At 41.4% G+C, this 21,926-nt stretch carries 18 protein-coding genes and 1 tRNA gene; 6 read left to right on the top strand and 13 right to left on the bottom strand.

What is annotated here, in order from left to right; all coding sequences use genetic code 11:
• Positions 1–11: 11 nt before the first annotated feature.
• The 3 genes from recD to ACT3QQ_RS06375 all read right to left on the bottom strand — a co-directional run bounded on the left by recD (position 12) and on the right by ACT3QQ_RS06375 (position 11,377).
• Positions 12–2,225: an exodeoxyribonuclease V subunit alpha gene (gene recD, locus ACT3QQ_RS06385; protein ID WP_444527353.1), complete on the bottom strand. Its 2,214-nt coding sequence runs from the start codon at positions 2,223–2,225 to the stop codon at positions 12–14.
• Between the two features lie 74 nt (positions 2,226–2,299).
• Positions 2,300–6,826, bottom strand: coding sequence for a UvrD-helicase domain-containing protein (locus ACT3QQ_RS06380; protein WP_444527352.1), 4,527 nt, complete (start codon positions 6,824–6,826; stop codon positions 2,300–2,302).
• Between the two features lie 63 nt (positions 6,827–6,889).
• Positions 6,890–11,377 (bottom strand): exodeoxyribonuclease V subunit gamma, encoded by a 4,488-nt coding sequence (locus ACT3QQ_RS06375; protein WP_444527351.1) that lies wholly within the window; start codon positions 11,375–11,377, stop codon positions 6,890–6,892.
• 441 nt (positions 11,378–11,818) lie between these two features.
• Between ACT3QQ_RS06375 and ACT3QQ_RS06370 the strand changes: the two genes are divergently transcribed.
• The 5 genes from ACT3QQ_RS06370 (at position 11,819) to ACT3QQ_RS06350 (ending at position 14,906) form a co-directional block, all read left to right on the top strand.
• On the top strand, positions 11,819–12,334 hold the full coding sequence (locus ACT3QQ_RS06370) for a hypothetical protein (protein WP_444527350.1): 516 nt from the start codon (positions 11,819–11,821) through the stop codon (positions 12,332–12,334).
• Between the two features lie 63 nt (positions 12,335–12,397).
• Positions 12,398–13,147: a hypothetical protein gene (locus ACT3QQ_RS06365; protein WP_444527349.1), complete on the top strand. Its 750-nt coding sequence runs from the start codon at positions 12,398–12,400 to the stop codon at positions 13,145–13,147.
• Between the two features lie 73 nt (positions 13,148–13,220).
• Positions 13,221–13,296, top strand: a tRNA-Arg gene (locus tag ACT3QQ_RS06360).
• Between the two features lie 166 nt (positions 13,297–13,462).
• Positions 13,463–14,671: a tyrosine-type recombinase/integrase gene (locus ACT3QQ_RS06355; protein ID WP_444527348.1), complete on the top strand. Its 1,209-nt coding sequence runs from the start codon at positions 13,463–13,465 to the stop codon at positions 14,669–14,671.
• 43 nt (positions 14,672–14,714) lie between these two features.
• Positions 14,715–14,906 (top strand): hypothetical protein, encoded by a 192-nt coding sequence (locus tag ACT3QQ_RS06350; RefSeq protein ID WP_444527347.1) that lies wholly within the window; start codon positions 14,715–14,717, stop codon positions 14,904–14,906.
• A 52-nt stretch (positions 14,907–14,958) separates the two neighbouring features.
• Here ACT3QQ_RS06350 and ACT3QQ_RS06345 read toward each other — a convergent pair whose 3' ends face one another.
• Complete coding sequence (locus tag ACT3QQ_RS06345; RefSeq protein ID WP_444527346.1) at positions 14,959–15,426, bottom strand: DUF2514 family protein; 468 nt, start codon at positions 15,424–15,426, stop codon at positions 14,959–14,961.
• A 168-nt stretch (positions 15,427–15,594) separates the two neighbouring features.
• On the opposite strand from ACT3QQ_RS06345, the gene ACT3QQ_RS06340 reads away from it, so the two are divergent.
• Entirely contained in the window at positions 15,595–16,590 is a 996-nt protein-coding gene (locus ACT3QQ_RS06340; protein ID WP_444527345.1) for a hypothetical protein, read from the top strand.
• Here the strand turns inward: ACT3QQ_RS06340 and ACT3QQ_RS06335 are convergent.
• The 9 genes from ACT3QQ_RS06335 to ACT3QQ_RS06295 all read right to left on the bottom strand — a co-directional run bounded on the left by ACT3QQ_RS06335 (position 16,585) and on the right by ACT3QQ_RS06295 (position 21,863).
• Positions 16,585–17,193: a lysozyme gene (locus ACT3QQ_RS06335; protein WP_444527344.1), complete on the bottom strand. Its 609-nt coding sequence runs from the start codon at positions 17,191–17,193 to the stop codon at positions 16,585–16,587. The two genes, ACT3QQ_RS06340 and ACT3QQ_RS06335, sit on opposite strands and share 6 nt — an antisense overlap.
• A gap of 55 nt (positions 17,194–17,248) precedes the next feature.
• The gene (locus tag ACT3QQ_RS06330) at positions 17,249–17,629 is read right to left on the bottom strand and encodes a hypothetical protein (RefSeq protein ID WP_444527343.1); all 381 of its coding nucleotides are present in this window, start codon (positions 17,627–17,629) and stop codon (positions 17,249–17,251) included.
• Positions 17,629–18,123, bottom strand: coding sequence for a hypothetical protein (locus tag ACT3QQ_RS06325; RefSeq protein ID WP_444527342.1), 495 nt, complete (start codon positions 18,121–18,123; stop codon positions 17,629–17,631). Before ACT3QQ_RS06325 ends, ACT3QQ_RS06330 begins: the two co-directional genes overlap by 1 nt.
• A complete protein-coding gene (locus ACT3QQ_RS06320) occupies positions 18,105–18,854 on the bottom strand; it encodes a phage baseplate protein (protein WP_444527341.1) in 750 nt (249 codons plus the stop codon). Before ACT3QQ_RS06320 ends, ACT3QQ_RS06325 begins: the two co-directional genes overlap by 19 nt.
• An 11-nt stretch (positions 18,855–18,865) precedes the next feature.
• Positions 18,866–19,492: a DUF2612 domain-containing protein gene (locus tag ACT3QQ_RS06315; RefSeq protein WP_444527340.1), complete on the bottom strand. Its 627-nt coding sequence runs from the start codon at positions 19,490–19,492 to the stop codon at positions 18,866–18,868.
• A 38-nt stretch (positions 19,493–19,530) separates the two neighbouring features.
• Positions 19,531–20,685, bottom strand: coding sequence for a baseplate J/gp47 family protein (locus ACT3QQ_RS06310; protein WP_444527339.1), 1,155 nt, complete (start codon positions 20,683–20,685; stop codon positions 19,531–19,533).
• Complete coding sequence (locus tag ACT3QQ_RS06305) at positions 20,666–21,046, bottom strand: hypothetical protein (RefSeq protein WP_444527338.1); 381 nt, start codon at positions 21,044–21,046, stop codon at positions 20,666–20,668. Before ACT3QQ_RS06305 ends, ACT3QQ_RS06310 begins: the two co-directional genes overlap by 20 nt.
• 63 nt (positions 21,047–21,109) lie before the next feature.
• Positions 21,110–21,508, bottom strand: coding sequence for a hypothetical protein (locus ACT3QQ_RS06300; RefSeq protein WP_444527337.1), 399 nt, complete (start codon positions 21,506–21,508; stop codon positions 21,110–21,112).
• A gap of 10 nt (positions 21,509–21,518) precedes the next feature.
• Positions 21,519–21,863: a hypothetical protein gene (locus ACT3QQ_RS06295; RefSeq protein WP_444527336.1), complete on the bottom strand. Its 345-nt coding sequence runs from the start codon at positions 21,861–21,863 to the stop codon at positions 21,519–21,521.
• Positions 21,864–21,926: the final 63 nt, after the last annotated feature.

Genomic DNA, 21,926 nt, shown 5'->3' with positions numbered 1-21,926 from the left:
TGAACGAATTATTAGAATTGTAATGCCAAACCAGTATGGCGCTCAGTCGGTGTTTGAACTGCTTTTTCTAGGGCATGTTTTGTACTATATATTGTTACCTGCTTCTTAGCACGAGTCACTGCCGTATAGACGAGCTCTTTACTCAGCAATCTTGCATGACTATTATCAAAAGTGATGGCAACATGATCAAACTCAGATCCTTGCGACTTATGAATGGTCATTGCATACGCTGTAGCTATCACCTCCTCATTTAACAAATTAACAGCTATCCCTTGTGTTTTATTTTCAAAGAAAACTTCTAATTGGTTTCGCTCATCTGATGTTTGTAAACAGAAACCAATATCACCATTAAATAATCCAAGCTCATAATTATTTTGTAGCACCATAACAGGTCGACCATGGAACCATGTATTTTGACCTAATGGTAACTCTAACTCTGTCAGATGCCATTGAGTGAGATAGTTATTAATATAATGATCGCCCCACTCACCACTATGACCAGCAGTTAATATTCTAAATTGATTAAATACGTCCATTAGCGAAGAAATAGTATTTTTAACTGACTCTGGCATGGATTTTTCTACTAGACTTTCTAGTAAATACTTAATTTTATTTATGTATGATTGGTAATTATTTGAGACTTTTAAGATAATTTTTTCCTTACTTAGGCTATTTTTTAGCTGGTTATTTAATATAGATTCCGCTTGTAACGTATTAACGTATTGGAAATTTAAGGCATCGTCTTGTCTTAATAACTGCCAAATAGCTTGAAGGTTTGTCTCTGCTTTATTGATTTGAGTAGCAAGCTTACCGATACCTGACTCGGCGCTAAATCTGCGGCTCTCGGTTAGTTCTGCATGAATGGGTTGCAGTAGCGGAATGTGACAGAGATCAGCTAATACTGCTCCTGCATCGACGGCTGCCAACTGATTCGCATCTCCTAATAATATCAGCCTAGCACCTGGCTTTACTGCGCTCACAAGATAGTTGGCCAACTCAACTCCGAGCATAGATGCTTCATCAACGATGATAATATTCTCACCTAGTGGGTTTTTGGCATCGTAACGTGGTCTACCTGTTCGACCAATACCTAGTAGACGATGGATGGTTTTTGCTTCTTGTAATTGCAGATCTACATTTGCGTCGTCTAAAGCTGCCTGCAGAGACTCTTGCATACGCTGGGCCGCCTTACCCGTTGGCGCTGCTAATGCTAGGCTAGCACTGTCCGTACTAAACTTAATATGTTCAGACTCATCTCCCCTACTTTCTGTTGCTTGTTGCAACGCGATGACTAACTGAGCAACGGTGTAGGTTTTACCTGTTCCTGGGCCACCAGTAATGATACTAAATGCATTATTGTTTGCCACATTGATAGCGGCTATCTGCTGGTCATTTAAGTTCTCAGGCACAACGATGTCTAGAGGCACTATCTGCTGACTCAAAATATGATTGATATGCTGTGCTAAATTGAATTCTGCTTGCCATGTGCGATGTAGCCAAAACGTGATTATTGATTTCTTGGCTTTTTCACTTTCAGTTATGCTATAAACAATTGGTTGATTATTTTTACTTAGGCTATTCTTATAGTTGTTATCATCATTATTCGTATTAATATTGGCAAATAAAGTATGCTCATGGATCAAGTGAACGAAAGTACTTAAGTCGCTATTTTTCAAGCGCTGATATAATAGAGTAATCGCATCAAAACGTTTGATCAACGTCTCTTTCTCATGGTTACTAAGTACTAGCTGCGCCCACAGGTACTCTCGCTGAGCAAATAGAGTATCTAGTAATACAAATAGCGATACCTCCATTGTCGTATCATCGTCTGTTTGCGTATCTATTTGCGTTTTTATCTGGGTATCAATCAGTGCAAAAATTGGTGTTGCTAATATCTCTAATAATTGCTGCTGCCATGCATATAATGTGACTTCTTCTCCATTAATTTGACCTTGCATAGGAGCTTCATGATCGGCTGCATCAATGGTTAATACAGTATGCCCTTCTTCCAAATGAGCCGCTAAAATAACAAATAGAGCAGTAAATAAATCACTGCCTTCTGACTTACCGACTTTTTTGCTTTCATCATTTGTCTTTGCATCTGCCGCGTCATACGCTACATGCGTCTGTTGGCGGCGTAGCAAAATATAATCACTCAGATTACTTGCCCAGCTCTCTTGTAGGCTAATGGCTGACTTGCTCTTACTGTTGTTATTATTACTCATCGTATATTTGTCTCTTTTTAATCTGATTAACTGCTGTAATAATTTCTGGCTACGTGATTGTTATATGAGATTTATTAATTAGGTAGGCCAAACAATGCATCTAAACCTTTGATAAAAGCGATGGGAATATCCCAAGTAACCAGTCCATAACAACTACTATCGCTCAAGTTATTGTGATTAGATTGAACCTCATCTTGTGATATAGGCGTAGTAGCTACCTGAGCGCTTGGATCACATACACCGCGTAAAAATACGTACTCTACAGCACCTAGATATTTATCTTCGTTACCTACATAATCACTGATTCTCATCGCAAGGAAACGATGTAATGCTACTTGATAGATTGCTGCTTGTAACCAGTACCCTGCTTTGGACATTGTCTGCTTGAGTGTATTCTCATTATAATCGCTTAGGCTATTTCCTAAAAAGTTACTTTTATAATCAACCACATAATACTTGCCAGCATGCTCATACACTAAGTCAATCTCACCTCTTAGATAGCGATATAGATATGCTTTGTTTTGTGGCACTAGAGTGACGTGCTTATCTATCTCATCAGGTAAATACTGTTGGAAAAGATTACTGATATCCTGTGCTTTAAAATTCTCTGACAGCCCCATATTGAACTCTAACTCGGCAAATCGCTTACCTTTGTCAAGAGCAATCAAGGGTTGATTAGAAGCTAATAGCGGTGCATGAAGCACTTCTTCGATCCAATTGATCAATGCCTCATGTTTTGTTGTGTCTATTGACTCAAAGTTGGATCCATCGCGATTTTTTGGTATCTTACTTTGTGATCTACGATCCTGTTGTTCCGCACTACTATATATGAGCGGCAACTGATAACTATTAATCGCTCTATCAATTACCTGAGACCACTGTGCTTTGTTGGCGAAATCTATCTGTTCAAATATCTCATGCAAAAACGTACCGGCATTGGCACCTTTTACAAAAGTAAAGCGGATATCATCTTCTGGCTTGAGACTGAATTCATCACCTTGTTCGAGAGATTCGTCGTTATTAAGTGAAGTGAGATCTGAAACTGAAGACGCTGTCATATCAATGTCTATCGCATCATCAATACGCTCATCCACTATCGCCATTGCTTGTGTAGATTCATCTAGCTGACGCGCCAAAGCGGTAAAGCTGGTCTTGGCCCAACCATAAAAATAATTGGTTTTCATAACCTCTGCAAATGGCGCGTACTCAATAGCCTCTGTCGTAGGCTTATGAGCATCTGATTTGGCGGCGGTTAGCTGAACATTGTCATTTACACCTGCTGAGTTAGCACCATTGCTTGCGTAGTTATTGTCATAGAACTCATTAACTTTATGACCTCTGAGCATACCTACGATACCTTTGAGCCTATCAGGTAGTTCAAACTTTGCCTCTGCAGATTCAAACCAATAAAATACTGGCTTTAGCTCAAACCCTGTCTTGTTACTCGGATCTCGCAGCACAACATAAAGCTGCTCACTGGCCCGAGTAAATGCTACATAACCAAGCCGCCTGATCTCATCAAAACCTTCTTGTGTCTCGATATCAGTATAATAGCCCTCATCCGTAGCAGAGCCTTGCAGTGGTGAGAAGCGGCGCTGATTTCCTGTTGATTGATTATCTATCGACTGCTGTACTAACGCTGAAGGTGCTTGATCTGCGTTATATAAATACAGCCCATAGTCTTCTTTATTACCAGACTTCCTACTGGCGTCACCCATTCCCAATACATAGACAATGGGAAACTCAAGCCCTTTTGACTTATGAATGGTCATTAGCTGCACGCCAGACTCTGTCGGCAGTGGATACTGCTTAGCCCAATCACTATTGGGCGCTGTATCTATCTGCTGCCTAAACCAAGCCAGCAACTCATACTCGCCCATACCTAAACCGTATTGTGCCAAGATGTCCATCACATGACGCAAGTCCATAATATGACGGTCACCTTCTGGATGCGCAGCTAAGGCCTGCCAAACGCCTTGCGGCTGTACGGGGCTTTTATCTAATAAATAATGCAGCGCCGACAATATGCCAAAATGTTGCCAACGCTGTGCACCTTCTTTTAGATAGGTAATAAAGTCTTGATAGCTCTTTTTATTGTCAATAGCGTCATTAGCTGAGAGGCCTTTCGAGTTAGAACTGTTTGAATGAGAGCTTGGCGTACTACTACCCTCAGTAACTCCTGACTCATGGTCTGTCATCATGGCTTTGATGTTTTTGATACTCAGTCCGTATAGATGACTGGTCAACACCCGATTAATCATGTCATGACGATACGGGTATAACATAGCACTCAGCAATGCTGCCACATCTTCTGCCATAATAGTCTCAAAGATGCTAACATCACTGGTGGTCAAGGTCGGTACATTAAGTTTTACCAGCTCATCTTCAACTCGTTTTAAATCCTTTTTGGCACGTGCCAGCACCCCGATATCACTGGGCTGAATAGGCCTGCCTTTAAGTGTCTGACCACTAGCAAGCAAAGTAGCTATATGGCGAGCTGTTATTTCATGCTCATCATAATCAAACTCTTTGTCCTTGTCATAAGGCAGGTGCAATAAGCTCACTGGCTGAGCAGAAAGCACCTCTGTCACCAGTAAATCATCTAAACTATTTGACACATTAAACCAAGACAGCTCATATTCCGGTTTTGCTGCTGTGATATGTTGGTAATGAATCCCAGTACCTAGCTGCGACAGCTTGTTCTCAGCAGTTGTGGCATTAGCCATACCAAACCAGCAATTCAATGCGTTAATCACACCCGCATTAGAACGGCGATTGATATCAAGCGTCCAAAGCGCGCTCTTATCAAACTGGGCTTTCATGTAGTTATAATTAGCCACATCGCCACCACGAAACCCATAAATGGCCTGCTTAGGATCACCAACCAATAGTAGAAACTCATGACTAGCTTTCTTAGTAATTACCTGCTTATCACCATCCGACTGTTTGCGTTTGTTCTTTGGCAAATAAATGCTTTCAATCATAATGGCTTGCTCACCATTGATATCTTGCGACTCATCAATCAATGCCACAGGGTAATGATAGCGAATATAACGAGCCAGCTTATCTCCTTGACGACCAGTTAATGCTTGGTTTAAACGTACCATTTGCAAACTAAATGTTGTCTCGCCACGCTCTTCTAAAATGACTGGCAGCCTATTACGCACAGCCAGCACAATATGACGGTTCAAATTGGCTAATACAAACAAAATATGCTGATTTAAACTGTCAAGCATGTCCAAGATGGCCATTAATTTACTAATAGTTTCTAGCTCAAAAAGTGTCTGATGTTCCTTTTCTTTATTCTTATTAAAGTTCTTAATTTTGCCATCTTCATTGGGGTATCTGGCATCCTGCAATGATGTCAAAATCTTGTTTTCGTTCTCATTTAAATAGCTATTAAAGGTCAACTGATACTGCGATATTTTTTGATGTACTTCAATAATGGCATTAAACTGTTTGGTTAGATTAGAGCCACCGCGGAATCCTTGAGACTTTCTATAATCAGGATTCAAATAAGGCTGGATATCTGCTAAATCTAACTGAGAAAACTCATTGATTAGCTTTTCGTATGCACCAAAATCAAAGCTTTGCTCAAGCCTTATCTCATCAATCGGTGCAGAAATAAAGTTAAGCGAGCGCGTCACATATTTCTGATGATCGCCCACTGCAGACAGCTTACCTTGCTGATCCATTAGCGCGTAAAGTTTAGGCTGCTCATAGTATAAGCGGCTTTGAAACTGACGTAGCTCATCATGGATAATGCTATCGGTGACCTGTTCAATACTGCTGTCTTCAATAATGCCCATACCTTGCTGGTGACCAGTCTCGCTACTGTATTCCGTCAACCATTTTTGCGCCAAGCTATCGAGTGTACCTACAAATAGATTATCTAGGGTAGTTAGTACCAGTGCCGTACGCCTGATAGCTTCAGACATGGGGTAACTGTACACGTGATCTAGCAAATAACCGACGAGATGCAAGTTAATAGGATCTTGCATCATGCTATCTAAGCGTACATATTTGGCCTGATTAACCAGCCAGTCCTCACGGTCTTTTTTTGCTTGTTTACGTTTTTCAGCCGCCACTTGCCTATCAGTAGCAAGATCTTGATTTAACTCATCAATGCCCGTTTCAACGTTTGCGTTTGCGTCTGAACCACTGTCTGTTTGTATATCCTCAGCATCATTTTCAGGCATGACTTGCAGTACGTTGGGGTACAGTCTTTCTTTATTGTTAGTGTCAGCACTCAGGCTATTGACCCATTGTAGTAACTGATAAAAATCTACCAAGCGGTCGTGGATACGCTGACGCATTTCGGCAGCAGCCGCTCGAGTAAAGGTTGTGGCGATGATTTGCTCTGGCGCACGTCGCGCTTCAATCAGTAGGCGCAGTACAATACCCGTCAGCGTCCAAGTCTTACCAGTACCAGCTGAGGCTTCAATCAGGTGCTTACCCGTTAGATCGACGTCAACTGCCGGTATGACATCAGCTTTATGTTTAGGCTCAGCAGACACAGGCAGCTCATCTGAATATTCATCAAATAAATTCGGTTGTGTAGACAAGTCAATGGTATTGGTTGAGTCGATAGGGTCTGTCATATGGGCGTATACTTTTAATTATTATCTATTAGAGCAAGAAAGCAAAAATACTACTCTGAATTATTAGCCATCTAAGTTAGCTAACGCATCAAACATCGGCTCATACAGTGGCGGGGCTAATGTAGTCAACGCCGCTGATAATGCCTTAAACGCATCTTGGTCACGTAGCACATATTGCCAAATGGCATGCTGCGAGCAAGTATCGTATACCGTGTCTGAGTTATAGTTAGGTCTTAACCAGTCCGAGAAGTCGGTACGTTTTGGCCAGTAGCGATTGCCATCACCTTCCTCAGCTGCTAGGTACTTATCAAGGTAATTCAGTGCATATTCTGGCAGTAACGTGATAGGAACTTGACTCGTTAACTTGCCAAAAATAGCCCATTTTATCAGCTCAATTACTGCGTCTTCATAAACGACTGGGCTTAGTTTAAATGCGATTACATCTTTATAGTTACCAACTTGCGAGCTAGCCTCATTAAAGCGCCAAATACTCATACCGTCATTTGATGCCACTTGTTCGGCAGTTGTATGCCTGGCCACTTGCCAATACAAATGTGACAACCAAAACTTAAGTAAATGCCTAGGACTGGCAGAATTGGGCAAGATATTTAACCACTGCTTAGGTGATTGCTTAGCATAAGGCACACCCGCCTGAATAACTGATATGGGTGCTAATATTGGTACTGAGCCTTTTATTTTAATGACTTTTGGCAATAGCTTGAGCAGTACTTCTATATCTATTTGGTCTTTTGAATCGCTATTAGTGCTATTTAGTATGTTTTTTAGTTCTATTTGAACAGGGTGCTCGGCAGTTGGTGTCAATAGCCGTAAGGCTGTAACGCTATCTGCTTCACTCTCGTCAAGAATATTACTTTCATCAAAGCCATTAGCAATTAATTGTTCTTTAAACTCTACGCATTGCTGTTGCAGTTTCTGTTGTTGATTGGGTAATGTGGTTTGGCGAGCGACCCCAGCTGGCATAATTTTTTGATACATCAAAATTGGAGTGACGGTTTCAGCCGCTGTATTGTTATTTTCACCTTCATCAGTAACCAACTGTTTAATCAAATGATCTTTGATTTGATAGGTGGTTAGGTTATCTAAGAATAGCGGCTCTTGGTGTGACAATGCTTCTTCACCTTGCACTACATGCACCTTTTGAGACCGTAAGAACGCTTTAGTAGGATGGCGCACTTGGTAAGCCAATGCCCCTTCAATATCTATTTCCCCAATATCAAATACACTATCAGATAATGCTTGGATGAGCGCTTCTATCATGCTATTGACATCGCTAGCATCAACAGTCGTATCTAGTGCCAACAGATCAACCAGTGTAGACAAAGTGTGAATATCTACTCGGCCTAACTGTCCCAAGCCTTGACCAAGCACCTGCGCGATTGACTCATACTGTGCTTTTGTGGGCAGGCCAACCAGCTCCTTATACTCACTAGACACTCTACCTTTCAATGTATCAAAAACTGCTTGCCAAATCGGTGCAGGCGGAAACTGCTTTTTCTGAGCCAGCTTAGTTTTACGCATGGCCATATTTAACAAAGCGTCTAACTCATCAATCATATCGACTGGGTCGGTATCCTGAGCACTAATATCAACGTTATCATTGTTATTAAGAGACGCTTGCTCAGAAACATCACCGCTTTCAATTTCTGCCTCAAACAGACTCTCATGAAAAGGCAACGCAGGATGCTCAGTCACTAGCCACTGCTTAATTAATTTAGGCAGATAGCGCTTGAGACTCTCGGTGGTTGGATCAATACTCTCGGGCAATGCTGCTAACTCTTCAAGCGAGTTCACCTGCCATTGCACCTCTCCTTGCAGGAACTGCAATAGCTCACTCACTGGGTTGGCGGGCAGATGCTCATGAGTGTCCGTCAAGCTTTGGCCGTTATAAAACATCCAGCAAGCACTACGCGCGCACAGCAGCGCATCTAAAAATGCGCCATTGTCATCATCTTCACTCACTCTATCGCCGCGTCGGGCATTGGTCGCTTTCATCAAATCATAGCGGTTATCACGATCACGCGCAGGGAACTCGGAGAGATCCATATTGAGCATCACTACCAACTCAAACGGCACATTTCTTAATGCACCGAATCGACCAAAGGTGATTACTCCAGTGGGCTCGGCACTGACCTGCTGACTCTCAAGCTCCGCTTCAATGCTGTCTAGCATAAAGCTCAATTTGAGCGGTAGTTGCTCTACACCTGCCAACCTCTGCTCTACTTCTCTATTGTCGATAGCACCGCTAGAATACTGTCTATAATGACGATTGGCTCGTAGGCTTGATTTAAAACCATTCATCGCATTGTAGATAGCGCGCATGGTACGCGTCTGATCTACATCGCCAAAATAGCGATGGATAACTTGTGTCTCAATTTGATCGAGCCAATCTTCCGCCTTCATTTTTTGTGTATGGTCATCACGACTTGCAACCAAACCGGTATAAATGCGGCAAAGCGCTTCCACAATTAGCGCATCATTTAGGCTAACTTGTGGCAATGGCAAGGTCATTTCTGGTAATGCCGTACTTGGCCATTCATCGTCATTTAGAGCATATAAGCAGTTGCTTAGTTCAGCCTCTGGCATGATCAAACCTAGGGTTAATCTGTCTAATGCCTGTGCAAAGCTAAAACGATAGTCGTAATCATTACTGTCCAACGTTTGCTTGAGATGCAGCTCGTCAAAACCACGGACAAAACCTGCCTCTACCAACAAATCACAACCACGGCTCATTTGCTCATGAGTCAGCCCAAAGCTTTCAAATAAAGGCGGTAGCATCAACCAGTCTAATACTTCAGCCGCTTCAAAACGAGCGTTATGGCTACCCAATAGTTTGTAAAAACCAATAATCGCTTCCCATAACTGGCGAATGTCCGCATCGACAACACCCGTCACCTTGGCAGGCAAAGTCAAACCATCCTGACCTTTACCATTGACAAAGATAGAGCCAATCAGAGCATGATGACGCTCAACATCCGGTAGCAATACCACAATATCAGAGATATGGCGCTTTTTTTCACCTGCTTTGACAGGTTCATTTAGCCAACGGCCAATCATGATACGCAGCACTTCAAGCTGACGCTGCAAGCTATGACATGAATGAATGCTTAGGCTATTATCTTGTGAGGAGATTGCCCAAAAACGGTCTTTCTCAAAGCGCTTATTCTCTAACGCTTCATCTTCATACCAAGCCGTTTCTTGCTTCTCTTCATCAAAGCTTAGCTCTACTTGTTGACTTACCGCTTGTGAGACTGTAGCAGCCGTTGCTTGCTGGGTAGATTGCTCATCAAGCATCAACACATCATTTTGCAAACGCCTTAATAAGCTTGGACTATTTTGAGTGTTGCTATCATCAATATATTCAGCAGAAAATTCATCATCAAAACCAACGCTCAGCGTATCATCAAAATTATCTTGCCATTCAACCAGCGAATCATCGTACTGCTCATTACCTGATAAGTTGGCAAGCATCGCAAACGCATCACGCGACTGCTTACCCAGACGTGACAACAAACTGTGACCATAATCACGTAAAAACACACTCTCCGGATTGATAATCTGCTGGCGCTGTAGCCAAGATTTATCAACGATATCTGCCCAAAACAGCTTTGATGGGTTGTAATGCAATAGCGTGATATCCATGTATTTTGACAAGCTTTGCAAAAAATCAAGCTCAGTCTGTGGCAGCTGTTGAATGGTAAATATACGCAGTACTTTGGGTAACTGGTCACGCTCATTGGCCTTGTTATCTTTTAGAGCCGACCAAAACGCACGCTCCAGTGCTACACGATGTAGATGAACATCAGCAAATAAATGCGACCATAAAAATCGTTGGGCACCTTCTAACTCAACATAATGCTCAACCAACCACTCAGGCGTGCCGCGCGCATATTTATCAAAGCGCAGGGACAAGGCATCTTTATCCGCTATCAACTCACCTACATTCAGCGGCTTGTTGTGCGACCATAATGCTAGCCAATCCTCACGGTGAGTCAAGTAACGGTTAAACACTCTCGCCAAATCACTTGCCAGCTGCCAAATACGAGCATCTTGTTGCGCCTTATCCTGTCGCACACTGTCCTGTTGTAAGCTGTCTTGCTGAGCACTTTCCTGCGGGTCATCAATCAAAGACGCAAGTAGTGGATGAACTGGATGCTTTTCATCTGCAACAATCAACTCTTGGTAGTACGTTAAATACCCAAACAACCGCCACTGCATCACTGTTGGTGACAACACCGCCACTTCAGGCACATTTAGGGTTGTCGCCTGAGGGTTTTGCGCCAGTAAATGTGCATTATGACGGGTCAATACATCTTGCATCAATGTCCATTGATACTGACCCCAAAATTTAGTACGCACCAAGGTACTAATACCAGCACGGCTAGCAATGGTTTTATCCAACCAATCGCCCAATACCATTGACGGTACAATGACAATAAAAGGCTCAAAAACAGGCTGATCCTTGGACTGATATTGTACAAGCAATTGATCAACGAGGTTTTCGGTACGGTGCGACTGAATAATAGTGAACATAGACAATAATCTGATTGGAATAAGGGTGAGACACTAGGACTGATAAAAAAAGGCTTCACTTATAGATGGGATGTCTGTATCCAATGTCAAAAACACTATAAAACGTCCAGACAAAACAAAAATCGATACTCATCAATCCATGTTTGGTGGTCGTTACGATGATGCATTTCTGCTAGCATGAACGCCATAAATAAAAACAACCATAGTAGCAAATTCTACATACCCACTGATAATGTTGACATCCGAATTTGCTATCAGTGTGCCATTGATGGTTATCGTTTACTAGTGTAGATACCGATATTATAATAAGCTTGCGACATTTAGTGTCGTTTTATATTATCACTCACATATACTATGAAATAAGTTTCATTACGGCTTTTGAATTGACCTTTACAACCTGTATCTAAATAACACTTTCTATCGACGAGATTACTTAATACTATGCCATTGCGTCCCATTGATGCCATTTTTGTTCATCCGAGACAACGTTTATACGTCGTGTATTATCGCGGTGAGTTGTGGCAACTGCCACGTATGAAGATCGATGACAGGTCATGGCAGAATAGACGACCATATAAGGACGACAGTAGCTCACTTTATTTGAGCATCCATCAAGCTATTAGCGATCCTGTACTTGCGCAGAAACTGAGAACGCTAGATTTACCTGTAGCAGTACGTGGTAGCACGCTGCCACGTTTTGAATCATGGTGGGAAGCGCATGGGTTTAAATGGTTAAAAGACAGACTATTAGCAGGTGAATCGCCGTTAGCAGCGCAACAAACTACTACGCCTGCTAAGGTATTGAATGACCAACCTGACTCTGTAATAGATCGCCAATCCGATAACCATGCTGAGAAAAATAATGAAGAACAAGCATCGACCCCTTCTGCAGACACAGATATCTTTGCTGATATGCTGGCTGAATTAACCGATGAAGTACTAGAACAAAAGCTTTGAAAAATAAATAACACCCTGTATATAAACTTTTCCATGAACCAATTAATAAAAGAGCAGTAATATATGAAAGACTACAAACTACTGCTAGCTGGGCTAGTCTTGCTGCTGCTCACAATCTTTATCGCGGTCTGCATTTGGTTATGGACCAATAATCGCAAAAACACAGACCCATTGCCCATCATGGCAAATGGAAGTGAACCAAATTCTAATACGAAGGGTGATAAACCAAGAGAGATTGCTGATAGTGTGCTATATATTCGAGCAGAGGAGAAATTACAGATACCTTTGGATGATGTCATTGTGAGCTTTGAGGCTCGTTATCCGCATGTGCAGGTTTTAGCTAGCTATGTACCTTCTAACGACATTCTCACAGTATCAATCGGTAACCATAACGAAGACAAAAACTCTAATTTTGTTTTTAATACAGATTTGATTATTACCAATGACGATAGCCTGTCTACAGAGCGGATATCACTCCTACAGTCAGAATTGCAACAGGCTCAAAATAGAAGCAGTCAGAGTCAGAAAAACAATGAAGATAAAGAGATACAGACTCTAAACCCCTTCAAATATGCTCTAAAAAATGAACAAGCTCTTGAAGGTGTCATTTTGACAGACAATACGACTGCCATTAACTTCCGTAGTTTTTTACTGTCGAGTACAGGTCAAGATATATTAAAAAAATATGATTATGAAAATATCAGTGGTTATCATAACAGTGTAAATGACTTATTTAAACCAACCTCCCAGACAAAAAATGCGTCAGGTGATCATGCTGTAGATGTCACTGACGCGCTTAGCAATGGTGAGTAAGAATAAATTGTCTTTATTTATCTTTTGTTGATTGCTTTTATGACTGCTTTTTCCTACAATGTCACTCCATAATGCGCCTATAGCTCAACAGGATAGAGCAGTTGCCTCCTAAGCGATCGATCCGAGTTCGAGTCTTGGTGGGCGCACCACATAATATACCCATACAACCCCGTATCGCCCCATACATAAGGCTTTGCGGGGTTTTTTGTTGCCCATACATACCCATACATACCCATAACGTATCTTTGTTTGCCGCTATTATTACAGTATAATAGACAGTACTACCCCAAAAGAACAATAAAGGATACTGTAAAAATGGCAAAAATCGTAAAGCCCCTCAATAACACGCAAGTCAGCTCAGCCAAGCCAGCTGACAAACCTTACACTCTAACTGATGGCGGCGGCTTATATCTGCATGTCAGCACCGCTGGCTCGAAATCATGGCGGCAAGACTTTACTGTGCCCGTCACCAAAAAGCGTGTGACAATGACACTAGGCCAATATCCAGAAATTACACTGGCAGCCGCAAGACAAATGAGAGCTGATATTAAGTATCATCTAGCCAATGGCGATGATCCCCGCAATGTTAAAAAAGCTGAGAAGCGCCAACAAGTATTAGAATCTAATAATACTTTCGAAATGGTGGCTGAGGAGTATATATCCAGACAAACGCATTTATCCCCTGCTACCCACAAGAATAATAGACGGTATGCTGCCTATCTTAGTGAGCATATTGGAGCCATGCCCATTAACCATATAGAGCCTATTGACGTGCTTGATGCGTGTAGGGCCATAGAGGAAAAGGGCTACCTTGAGACGGCCCTAAAAATGAAATCGCTGGCTGGTCAGGTATTTAGGTATGGCGTCCAAACCGCAAAATGTAAGCGTGATGTTACTCAGGATCTAAAAGGCGCCTTAAAGCAGCCACCAGTTAAGCATTACCCTGCTATCACTGACCCAGATGAGTTCGGCCAGATGCTACGTGCTATTGATGATTACAATGGCTCATTTGAAGTTAAATGCGCTATAAAATTAATGCCAATTCTATTTGTCAGAGCTGGCGAGATGCGCTATGCTAAATGGTCTGAGATAGATTTTGAAAGAGCTACATGGACATTCACGCCTCGCAAGACAAAACGCAAGACTGGAGTATCACTGGTAGTACCCCTGCCAGCACAAGCGTTAGAGATATTCACTGAGCTGTCTAAGCATCAAAGAAGTGAGTTCGTATTCCCAGCCATTCACACCACCGTCCAACCAATGAGCGAAAACACCATGAACCAAGCGCTAAAGCGACTTGGTATCAGTGGTGATACCCATACAATACATGGGTTCCGCGCCAGCGCCCGCACAATGATTGCAGAGCAGCTTAAATATGATGATAAGTACATTGAGATGCAGTTAGGCCACAGAGTCAGAGACTTACACGGCCGCGCCTATAACCGTACTCAGTATTTAGATGAGCGCAAAGAAATGCTGCAAGAATGGGCTGATTATCTCGATACGTTGAAGGCATCTGAATAATTGTTATGTTATAACATTAATGAAAAATAAAAAGGACAAGGCTATGATTACTATACTGCTTAACTTGGCTGGCAAGGAAATAACTACTGATGTATTGCGTGATAACGGCGTATGTCATGAATCTTGCTTAGATGGATATGTTGAATTATGGAGCTATGAAGGACGTAATTTCACGGTATTTGACAATGTTGTGACAGAGGGTGATGCTGATTTTTATGAATTTAAAGCTCAGTAACCAGGCACAAAAAAAGGCCCCGCCCTCAAAAATGAGAGCGGGGCCTTTTTATTTATCTTCTTGATTGTTGTAAGAGTCTGATGTCGTTGACGTGTCCATCAGCCGCTTTTGCCAGTTCTGTAATTGATCCGCTACATTCTTTGAGTAGCTGACCTGTGGTAGCGGCGTACTCAATTCGATATTCGGCATCGGTTTGGGCGTTGCTGGCAAGTTTGTCGATTGTGTCTGACAGGCTGTTAACAGCAGCACGGGCATCAGCATTATCAGCAACAATAACCTGTTCACGTATTTTTGCCTCGTTAATCGCATTAATAGTTTTTTCATAGTTTTCGCTCTCAATTTGACGGGCCTTTGCCTCGTAATTGGCCCTCAACTCAGTGGCTTCTTGCTTATGGCTTAACTTAATGAGATCAATCTTATTTGACTGCCTATCATGGATAACGAGCGATAAGCAGAGTAAACCTGCCAGCAGCAAAATCAAAAATTCACGCCAAAATCTAACAAGTAGTGATATGGTCATATATTTTTACTCATATATTATATTGCCTAATAATTATATTAATTACCAAACAAAACAAGCATATAGGTGATATTGATAATTTGTTTTGGTATAATTAAGAGACAAACAAAAACCCCATTTGCGCTAACAAATGAGGTTTTCTAATCAAGTCGATACTGGGAGTATCTAATGACTGTAAATAATTATACTGGCACAAAAAAACAAAATCAAGGTAGAGGTAACGATAAATCACTCAATGAAATATTCGTTGATAAAGTAATACAAAAGAACCATGCCAGGCACCTAGATGAAAATGGCGGCTTAAAATACGATTACAGTAAGATGGAGTATAAGAATAACCACTCCTATGTCACAGTCATATGCGATGAGCATGGTGAATTTGAAATAATACCATCTAATCATTTGAAGGGCGGTGCTTGTCCCTCATGCGCTAGTACAGGTAGAAGTAATACAGGTGATTTTGTAGATAAAGCTAATAAAGTGCATAATAATTATTATAGCTACAGTAAAACCTGCTATAAAAACTCAAGAAGTAAAGTGATCATTACTTGCCCTAAGCACGGTGATTTCAGTCAAATATCAAGATCTCATTTAAGGGGTTCAGGTTGTAGTGATTGTGCTGGTAACTCAACCTTAACTACCGATCAGTTTATTGATAAGTCTAAAAAAGCGCATGGCGATTATTATAATTACGATAAAACAGAATACATAAGTAATATCAATAAAGTAACAATTACTTGTCAACATCATGGCGACTTCAAGCAATTGCCTGACAGCCACATAAGGGGCAAAGGTTGTCGTTTATGCGGTAGAATAAATGTAGGCTGGACAAAAACAAAATTTAAGCGAGCCTGCGATAAGAATAGCAAAGGACTTGCTACTCTTTATGTTATAAAATGCTTTAATAACAAAGAGTCTTTTTATAAAGTAGGTATAACCTCTAAATGTATCAAGACAAGATTTAGTGGTACAAAGACAATGCCTTATGATTATGAGGTTATTCATGACATCAAAGCAAAACCAAACCTAGCTTGGAACATAGAATCAAAAATATTAAAAGAAAAATACAATGATAGATATGAGCCAAGACTAGGATTTGGTGGCGATAAGGAGTGCTTTTCTAGCATAGATGATATCGATTTATATCTAAAAGACTTACTATGATAGAAATAAAGCTTCCTCTTTAGCCCTACGTATAACCAAACCTTTTTGTACAACCCCATTGTCATATTTCCAACGCTTAAATTGAGATGCCGCCTCATTATACTTACCTTGATTTAAGCGTTTTAGCAAAGTCGATGTGCTGACCTGTGTTGCACCCAGATTGTAAATGAATGAGCATAGGGCATCGAATTGACCTTGCGTGAGCGGTACTTTTACCAAGTCATCAATGACGGGATAAGTCATACGAGCCAAATCGTCTCTTAGGAGCTGCTCAGCTTGTGCGCGTGTAATTGTTAGCCCAGGATAAACTTTCATGCCACCAGCCGCGCTAGTATGACCGTAACCAATAGTCCATACGCCGCCTGTGTCTTGATAGGCTTTCAATCGCAAACCCTCGCTGTCTTTAAGTAATTCAATACCTTTATCGGACATCACTCGGTTGCTTTTCACTAGCCAACCATTGATTTTCGATAGTGCATCTTGCACGGCTTGCGGCGTCATTGTTAAAAGCAACGCATTAATACCATCGACTTGAGATTGTACTAGATAGCCTTTGCCTTGATTGCCACGCGCCCATACAAATAAATCATCTTTACTTATCATATTACCACCCATAAAAAAGCCCGCTCAATGGCGGGCGTGTTATGATTAATTTTGTTTAAAGGCCAATAATTTTTTTGGCCTTGTTGAATAGCGCCGTAACCAATTCAAGCGTTGACTTGCCAGCCAGCTCAATGAGGCTATGCATCAGTTCTGGCAGCGCTAATCTCAAGGCATCTAGCAGTCTCATGCCAGACATGCCAACAATACCGCCAAGCAGTAAGTGACCTAATAGCGAATAATTACCCCAGGTGACAGACATGTACTCAGATGACACACCAACCATCGCCAAGGTGATGATAGCGGTAAGAATAGTAAGTCTTAGTCCGTATAGCTGTATGTCAGAGCTTATATTGGTACCAACAATACCCCCCATCATTGCAACGAAAATTTGAGGCGTGATTGCCGCCAAAAAAGCTGCTGTATATGTATCTATCATCAGCTATCCTTATTTTTTTTACACTCGCATAAATTCTCTTTATTAGCGTTTATTAGTTTATGACCGCCAGCAGCGCAAATAAATGCCAGCAAGCTGTATATTGGCAAGGCAGTTGAAATTGGCGGGTAATCAAGGCCAAAAGTGACTGCAAAGACAAACCAAACAATAGCTGATATTTGCAATACAATACCGCTGGCTTGATTCGATCGCACTGAGGATCTAAGCATGGCAATCATTTGCAAGATACCTAAAGACAAAACTGCTAGCCAGAAAAACTCGCTTGAGGCATAAGTGAATTTTCGATAGGGGTATTGATAAACTAGCTCATCAAGACCTATCAACATGAAAAATGAAAAACCTATCAATGACGTTGTATTGATAAATTCTGCTAATCTAGTAGCAAGCTCAAATAACCAGTCATTTCCTTTACTGGCCGCTCGCTTAACCTTGTTAATTGGCATAATTATCTCCTTGATCATGCTGTCCTCACCCACATTGCCACTACTATAGACGGCTGCACGTTATTATGCGCGGCTCCAAGCCAGCCCGTTGAGGTGCTTGAGATAGGGGTAAATGTCTGCTGAGTACTACCACTGGCATAACCAGTACCACCAGGGCCGTGCTCACGCGCTCCATGCCCGCCAGCCTCACGCATCAAGAAGCCCTCAGCTGGTAATTCATTGACTTCTAGTTTGTGATTATAAGTACCAGTTGTTGTGTTGATTGTTTTTGTCCATGAAGGAAATCCGCCATCTCCAGCGACTTGACCAACAAGCACTCGCCCTTCACCATACCGAACCCATTCCCCATACCCATGTTGCGCGGCAATTGACGCTGAGCCAGTATGGTTTTTAGTAGTGATATAAATATCGCCAACGGCATAAGTCTCAGTGATATCGTTCTCAATAGCGGTCATTCGACCTTTTATTTCGCCCAAATTAAAATCGTTGCTCTGGGTATAGGTACTGAACTCACCAGCCATAGCGTCCAACTCATTAGCCATCAGATCAATAAAATCAGACAAATTGGTAGCATTGGTGGCTGACTCGATCACCACGGTATTAAGGGCAATGATAACCTCATTAGTCTTGGCAGTCATTGAGTGCAGTAATGAGTTGAACCATTGGCGGGCGGGTTTCTCATTTCTAGGAAACCCCGTTTCAAGAATTAACCCCTCATCAGACCGCTCACCATCTTTTGCAAATTCAAAAATATTTTCAATCATTTGTTTTTCCTTTAATAGTCTTCATAGCTGATTTCGTTCCATATTTCAGCCTCAGTCAAATTAAAACTATCATACTGACCATTGAGGGTGATAAATGATACGCCAGCTGGTATTGGCAGTACTGATTTCAGAAATTCTCTTTGCGCTCTCAACACTGGCTCTTTAGGGGCTATAACAATAAGCATTGTCCGCTCAATGTATTTGAATGCAACAGCCTCTCCTAGGATAATCTGGGCCACTCTTATAATCTCATCAGGGGTGCAGTTGCTACTGTTCTTAGCAATTTGAGCGTTTACTGAGGTTCGATAATCATCAGCTTGTAAAATCCAGTCAGTATTAGATACCTGGCCCATCTCTCTCCAGTGACCGCCTGCATCTGGATCATCAAGCTCACCAAAGCCCTCACTCATTTCTTGATTGTCATAGCCAAAAAACGGCTGAGGTATTGCCTCTAGTATTACCGCTGGTGCACCAACGATACGGCCAATAAGATCGAGCTTGTAACCTTTAGCATTATCTACATCGATATCCAGCATTCGCAAAAGAACCGATTGCAATTCAACAATCGGCTCCAGGGTAATTTCAATGAATTTTTTGAATTTCTCGCTATCAGCATACTGATGTCCAATTCTGCTCATAGCTGTCTTTAAGATCGGGTATTTCTCAATTTTATCTGTCATGACTGCACAATCTCTATATTGTTGATATCAACAATTACACTTTCAGAAAATCCAATATCGATTGTCTCCTCAGCGTATTGAAAACCCTTTCTAGCCAGAAAAATCTTGTTGATAGAAAAACCACCAATAATCATAAGAGGCGTAAATAGCGTTCCTGGCACCAGACTCTCACCAATTCTATTTTCAGAATTGATAAATTCAAAAATAGCATTTCTTATTTGAATTGCGGTCTTATGCGACCAGCCAGCACGGGGGGTGATATTAACCTTAACTCTGACCTCAACGATACTAGGCCGCGTGAATTTGATATCTTGTATATTTCCAGCTAAGTCTGTGATACTAGCAACTGCACTTCCAACGACCTCAGTACCACCAGTCTTACTTGTCCATATCGTTCTGGCTATCTGCTTGTCATCACCGCCCTTAACTACAGCTTGAATACTATGCGGCGGCATACCGATATTGTTATTAACATTGGTGTTATTCTCAATGACCGCTACATCAGCCACGCCATCTAAGTCAGATAATGCAGCCCATAATGCCTCAATCATATTGCGGTTGCCTTTATTTACTGAGTCACGGCGCCGCAATCTTAATTGTTGATCAGTCTCTCTATTCTTACCCATGCTGGCAGGATTGACATTAGTTACTGAGTCCCAGCCATATATAGGTGTTCTTATTGAAGTTAAGGTATCGGCGGGGGCTGATACTGGCCCCATATTCTCAGGGATTGCATTAATAGTGGCTGTACCAGTCAATCCTATTTTTACATCATCTACAGTAAAGAATTTAAGGCTGCCATTCTCATTAGTAACCACAGAGCCTTGAGGGATTAATGCTTGCGGCTTGCCAGTCAATGTTAACTCAGCAATGGAATAAGAACCTTGACTCCTCTCAATGCCACTTATTTTGGCAATTCTTGATAGGCTTGCACCGCTGGCAAGGTCAGGGTCAAAGGACTGCCATACTAATTCAGCCAGCTCATCAAGGTCACCGATCGCCTCAGAAAATATTCCTAGGTGCTGCCCGTCCATTGTATCGCTAGATAAGTCAATATCTTGACCAAATACCGCCCGCGCTTTTGATTGTATTTCTGCCAATCTATCAACGAGGCGCGTTCGCTCAAATCCATTATTTGTTAATTGCGTCATTAGCTATCAGCTCCAGTACGTTCAGTGATTGTCTTAGATCTACCAATCCAAAATCAGTGTTTATTTTGATGAAGATATAGGCATACCGATTTTCAATGTCGATATCAATACTCTCTATACTAGATACGCCTTTAAGTCTTGATATTGTCTTTCTAATTAGGCTTGCCAGCGCATTGACGTTTGTTTTGTTTGATAGGATATCACCCCAGGCAACGCCATCACGATAATTAAGGAACCATTCTCCTTTTATTTGCATCAATGTGGTCTTACATTTTTGAAGCAGCTCATTTTTGCCGCTGATAATATCCAGCTGACCATTACCAAAGCTGTAATCATTGTTAATTAATCGTCTCACTGTCATGGCATAGCCTTATTTTGGGTGTAAAAAAACCACCCATATAGGGTGGTGTAAAATTGACTTATTTTAAATGCCGTCTAAATACTTGATAGGTTGTATCGGCCTATTAAAGGTGCTATGCCAATCAAGCTCATGCATTCTTTCTCTTATAAATTCATCAAGAAGCTTAATCAGTATAAATGTGTAGATAGATTTTGACGGTTCTATATACCAATCAGGGCTAAATCTATTACCACCCAAGTCCCAGCGATTGAAGTCATCGATAAGGTCATCAAAAACTATTACAGCTTTATTATTAACTATCGCCTTGTCAAAGACCCTAATATCAATACCTTTGCCAAGTAGATCATTAGGCATACTGACTGACTTATCATTGAGCGAATCCATCATTGCTTGACTGATAATCACGCATTTTATTGACCTGTCAGCACCAATAGCCGCATCTATCTCACCGATAAAGCTCATTATGCAACCCCTATTGCAGCGTATAAGACTTAAGCTTGCGTCTTATATCGTTGTCATCATAAGCGTATTCACGCTCATATAGAATATCAACAGCCTCAAACTCCATGCCATCATCAATAGTAATGTCAAAGCCCTCAAACTTAATAGGCGTCTTAAACGGGTTGTTATTCATAACCGATTGAGGCGGTATAAAGCTTGATTGGATTTTCATTGCCGTCTTACGGCTCATTTTGATAGATACCAGCTTACTAGCATGATACTTAACAATTCTAAGGGCTGTTAGCAGCGAGGTTTGTGATACCAATTTAAGTTTTAATTCTTGCGTCTTAGACTCAATAGGGGCTGGCATGCTCATACTTTACCTCTCATTTTGTTATGATATAACATAACCATTTTGGCATAATATAACATAACATAA

It is taken from the genome of Psychrobacter sp. AOP7-A1-24 (assembly GCF_052376235.1).
GTDB lineage: Bacteria > Pseudomonadota > Gammaproteobacteria > Pseudomonadales > Moraxellaceae > Psychrobacter.
The sequence above is the reverse complement of the archived record's forward strand: the minus strand, read 5'-3'. Positions and strand labels throughout refer to the sequence as shown.

Bases quoted from the DNA above. Each gene is read 5' to 3' on its own strand.
- ACT3QQ_RS06370 (WP_444527350.1), top strand. From the start codon at position 11,819: ATGCCATTGCGTCCCATTGATGCCATTTTTGTTCATCCGAGACAACGT.
- ACT3QQ_RS06345 (WP_444527346.1), bottom strand. From the start codon at position 15,426: ATGACCATATCACTACTTGTTAGATTTTGGCGTGAATTTTTGATTTTG.
- ACT3QQ_RS06375 (WP_444527351.1), bottom strand. From the start codon at position 11,377: ATGTTCACTATTATTCAGTCGCACCGTACCGAAAACCTCGTTGATCAA.
- ACT3QQ_RS06315 (WP_444527340.1), bottom strand. From the start codon at position 19,492: ATGAGCAGAATTGGACATCAGTATGCTGATAGCGAGAAATTCAAAAAA.
- ACT3QQ_RS06330 (WP_444527343.1), bottom strand. From the start codon at position 17,629: ATGATAGATACATATACAGCAGCTTTTTTGGCGGCAATCACGCCTCAA.
- ACT3QQ_RS06340 (WP_444527345.1), top strand. From the start codon at position 15,595: ATGACTGTAAATAATTATACTGGCACAAAAAAACAAAATCAAGGTAGA.
- ACT3QQ_RS06320 (WP_444527341.1), bottom strand. From the start codon at position 18,854: ATGATTGAAAATATTTTTGAATTTGCAAAAGATGGTGAGCGGTCTGAT.
- ACT3QQ_RS06335 (WP_444527344.1), bottom strand. From the start codon at position 17,193: ATGATAAGTAAAGATGATTTATTTGTATGGGCGCGTGGCAATCAAGGC.
- ACT3QQ_RS06380 (WP_444527352.1), bottom strand. From the start codon at position 6,826: ATGACAGACCCTATCGACTCAACCAATACCATTGACTTGTCTACACAA.
- ACT3QQ_RS06350 (WP_444527347.1), top strand. From the start codon at position 14,715: ATGATTACTATACTGCTTAACTTGGCTGGCAAGGAAATAACTACTGAT.
- ACT3QQ_RS06295 (WP_444527336.1), bottom strand. From the start codon at position 21,863: ATGAGCATGCCAGCCCCTATTGAGTCTAAGACGCAAGAATTAAAACTT.
- ACT3QQ_RS06310 (WP_444527339.1), bottom strand. From the start codon at position 20,685: ATGACGCAATTAACAAATAATGGATTTGAGCGAACGCGCCTCGTTGAT.
- ACT3QQ_RS06355 (WP_444527348.1), top strand. From the start codon at position 13,463: ATGGCAAAAATCGTAAAGCCCCTCAATAACACGCAAGTCAGCTCAGCC.
- ACT3QQ_RS06365 (WP_444527349.1), top strand. From the start codon at position 12,398: ATGAAAGACTACAAACTACTGCTAGCTGGGCTAGTCTTGCTGCTGCTC.
- recD (WP_444527353.1), bottom strand. From the start codon at position 2,225: ATGAGTAATAATAACAACAGTAAGAGCAAGTCAGCCATTAGCCTACAA.
- ACT3QQ_RS06305 (WP_444527338.1), bottom strand. From the start codon at position 21,046: ATGACAGTGAGACGATTAATTAACAATGATTACAGCTTTGGTAATGGT.
- ACT3QQ_RS06300 (WP_444527337.1), bottom strand. From the start codon at position 21,508: ATGAGCTTTATCGGTGAGATAGATGCGGCTATTGGTGCTGACAGGTCA.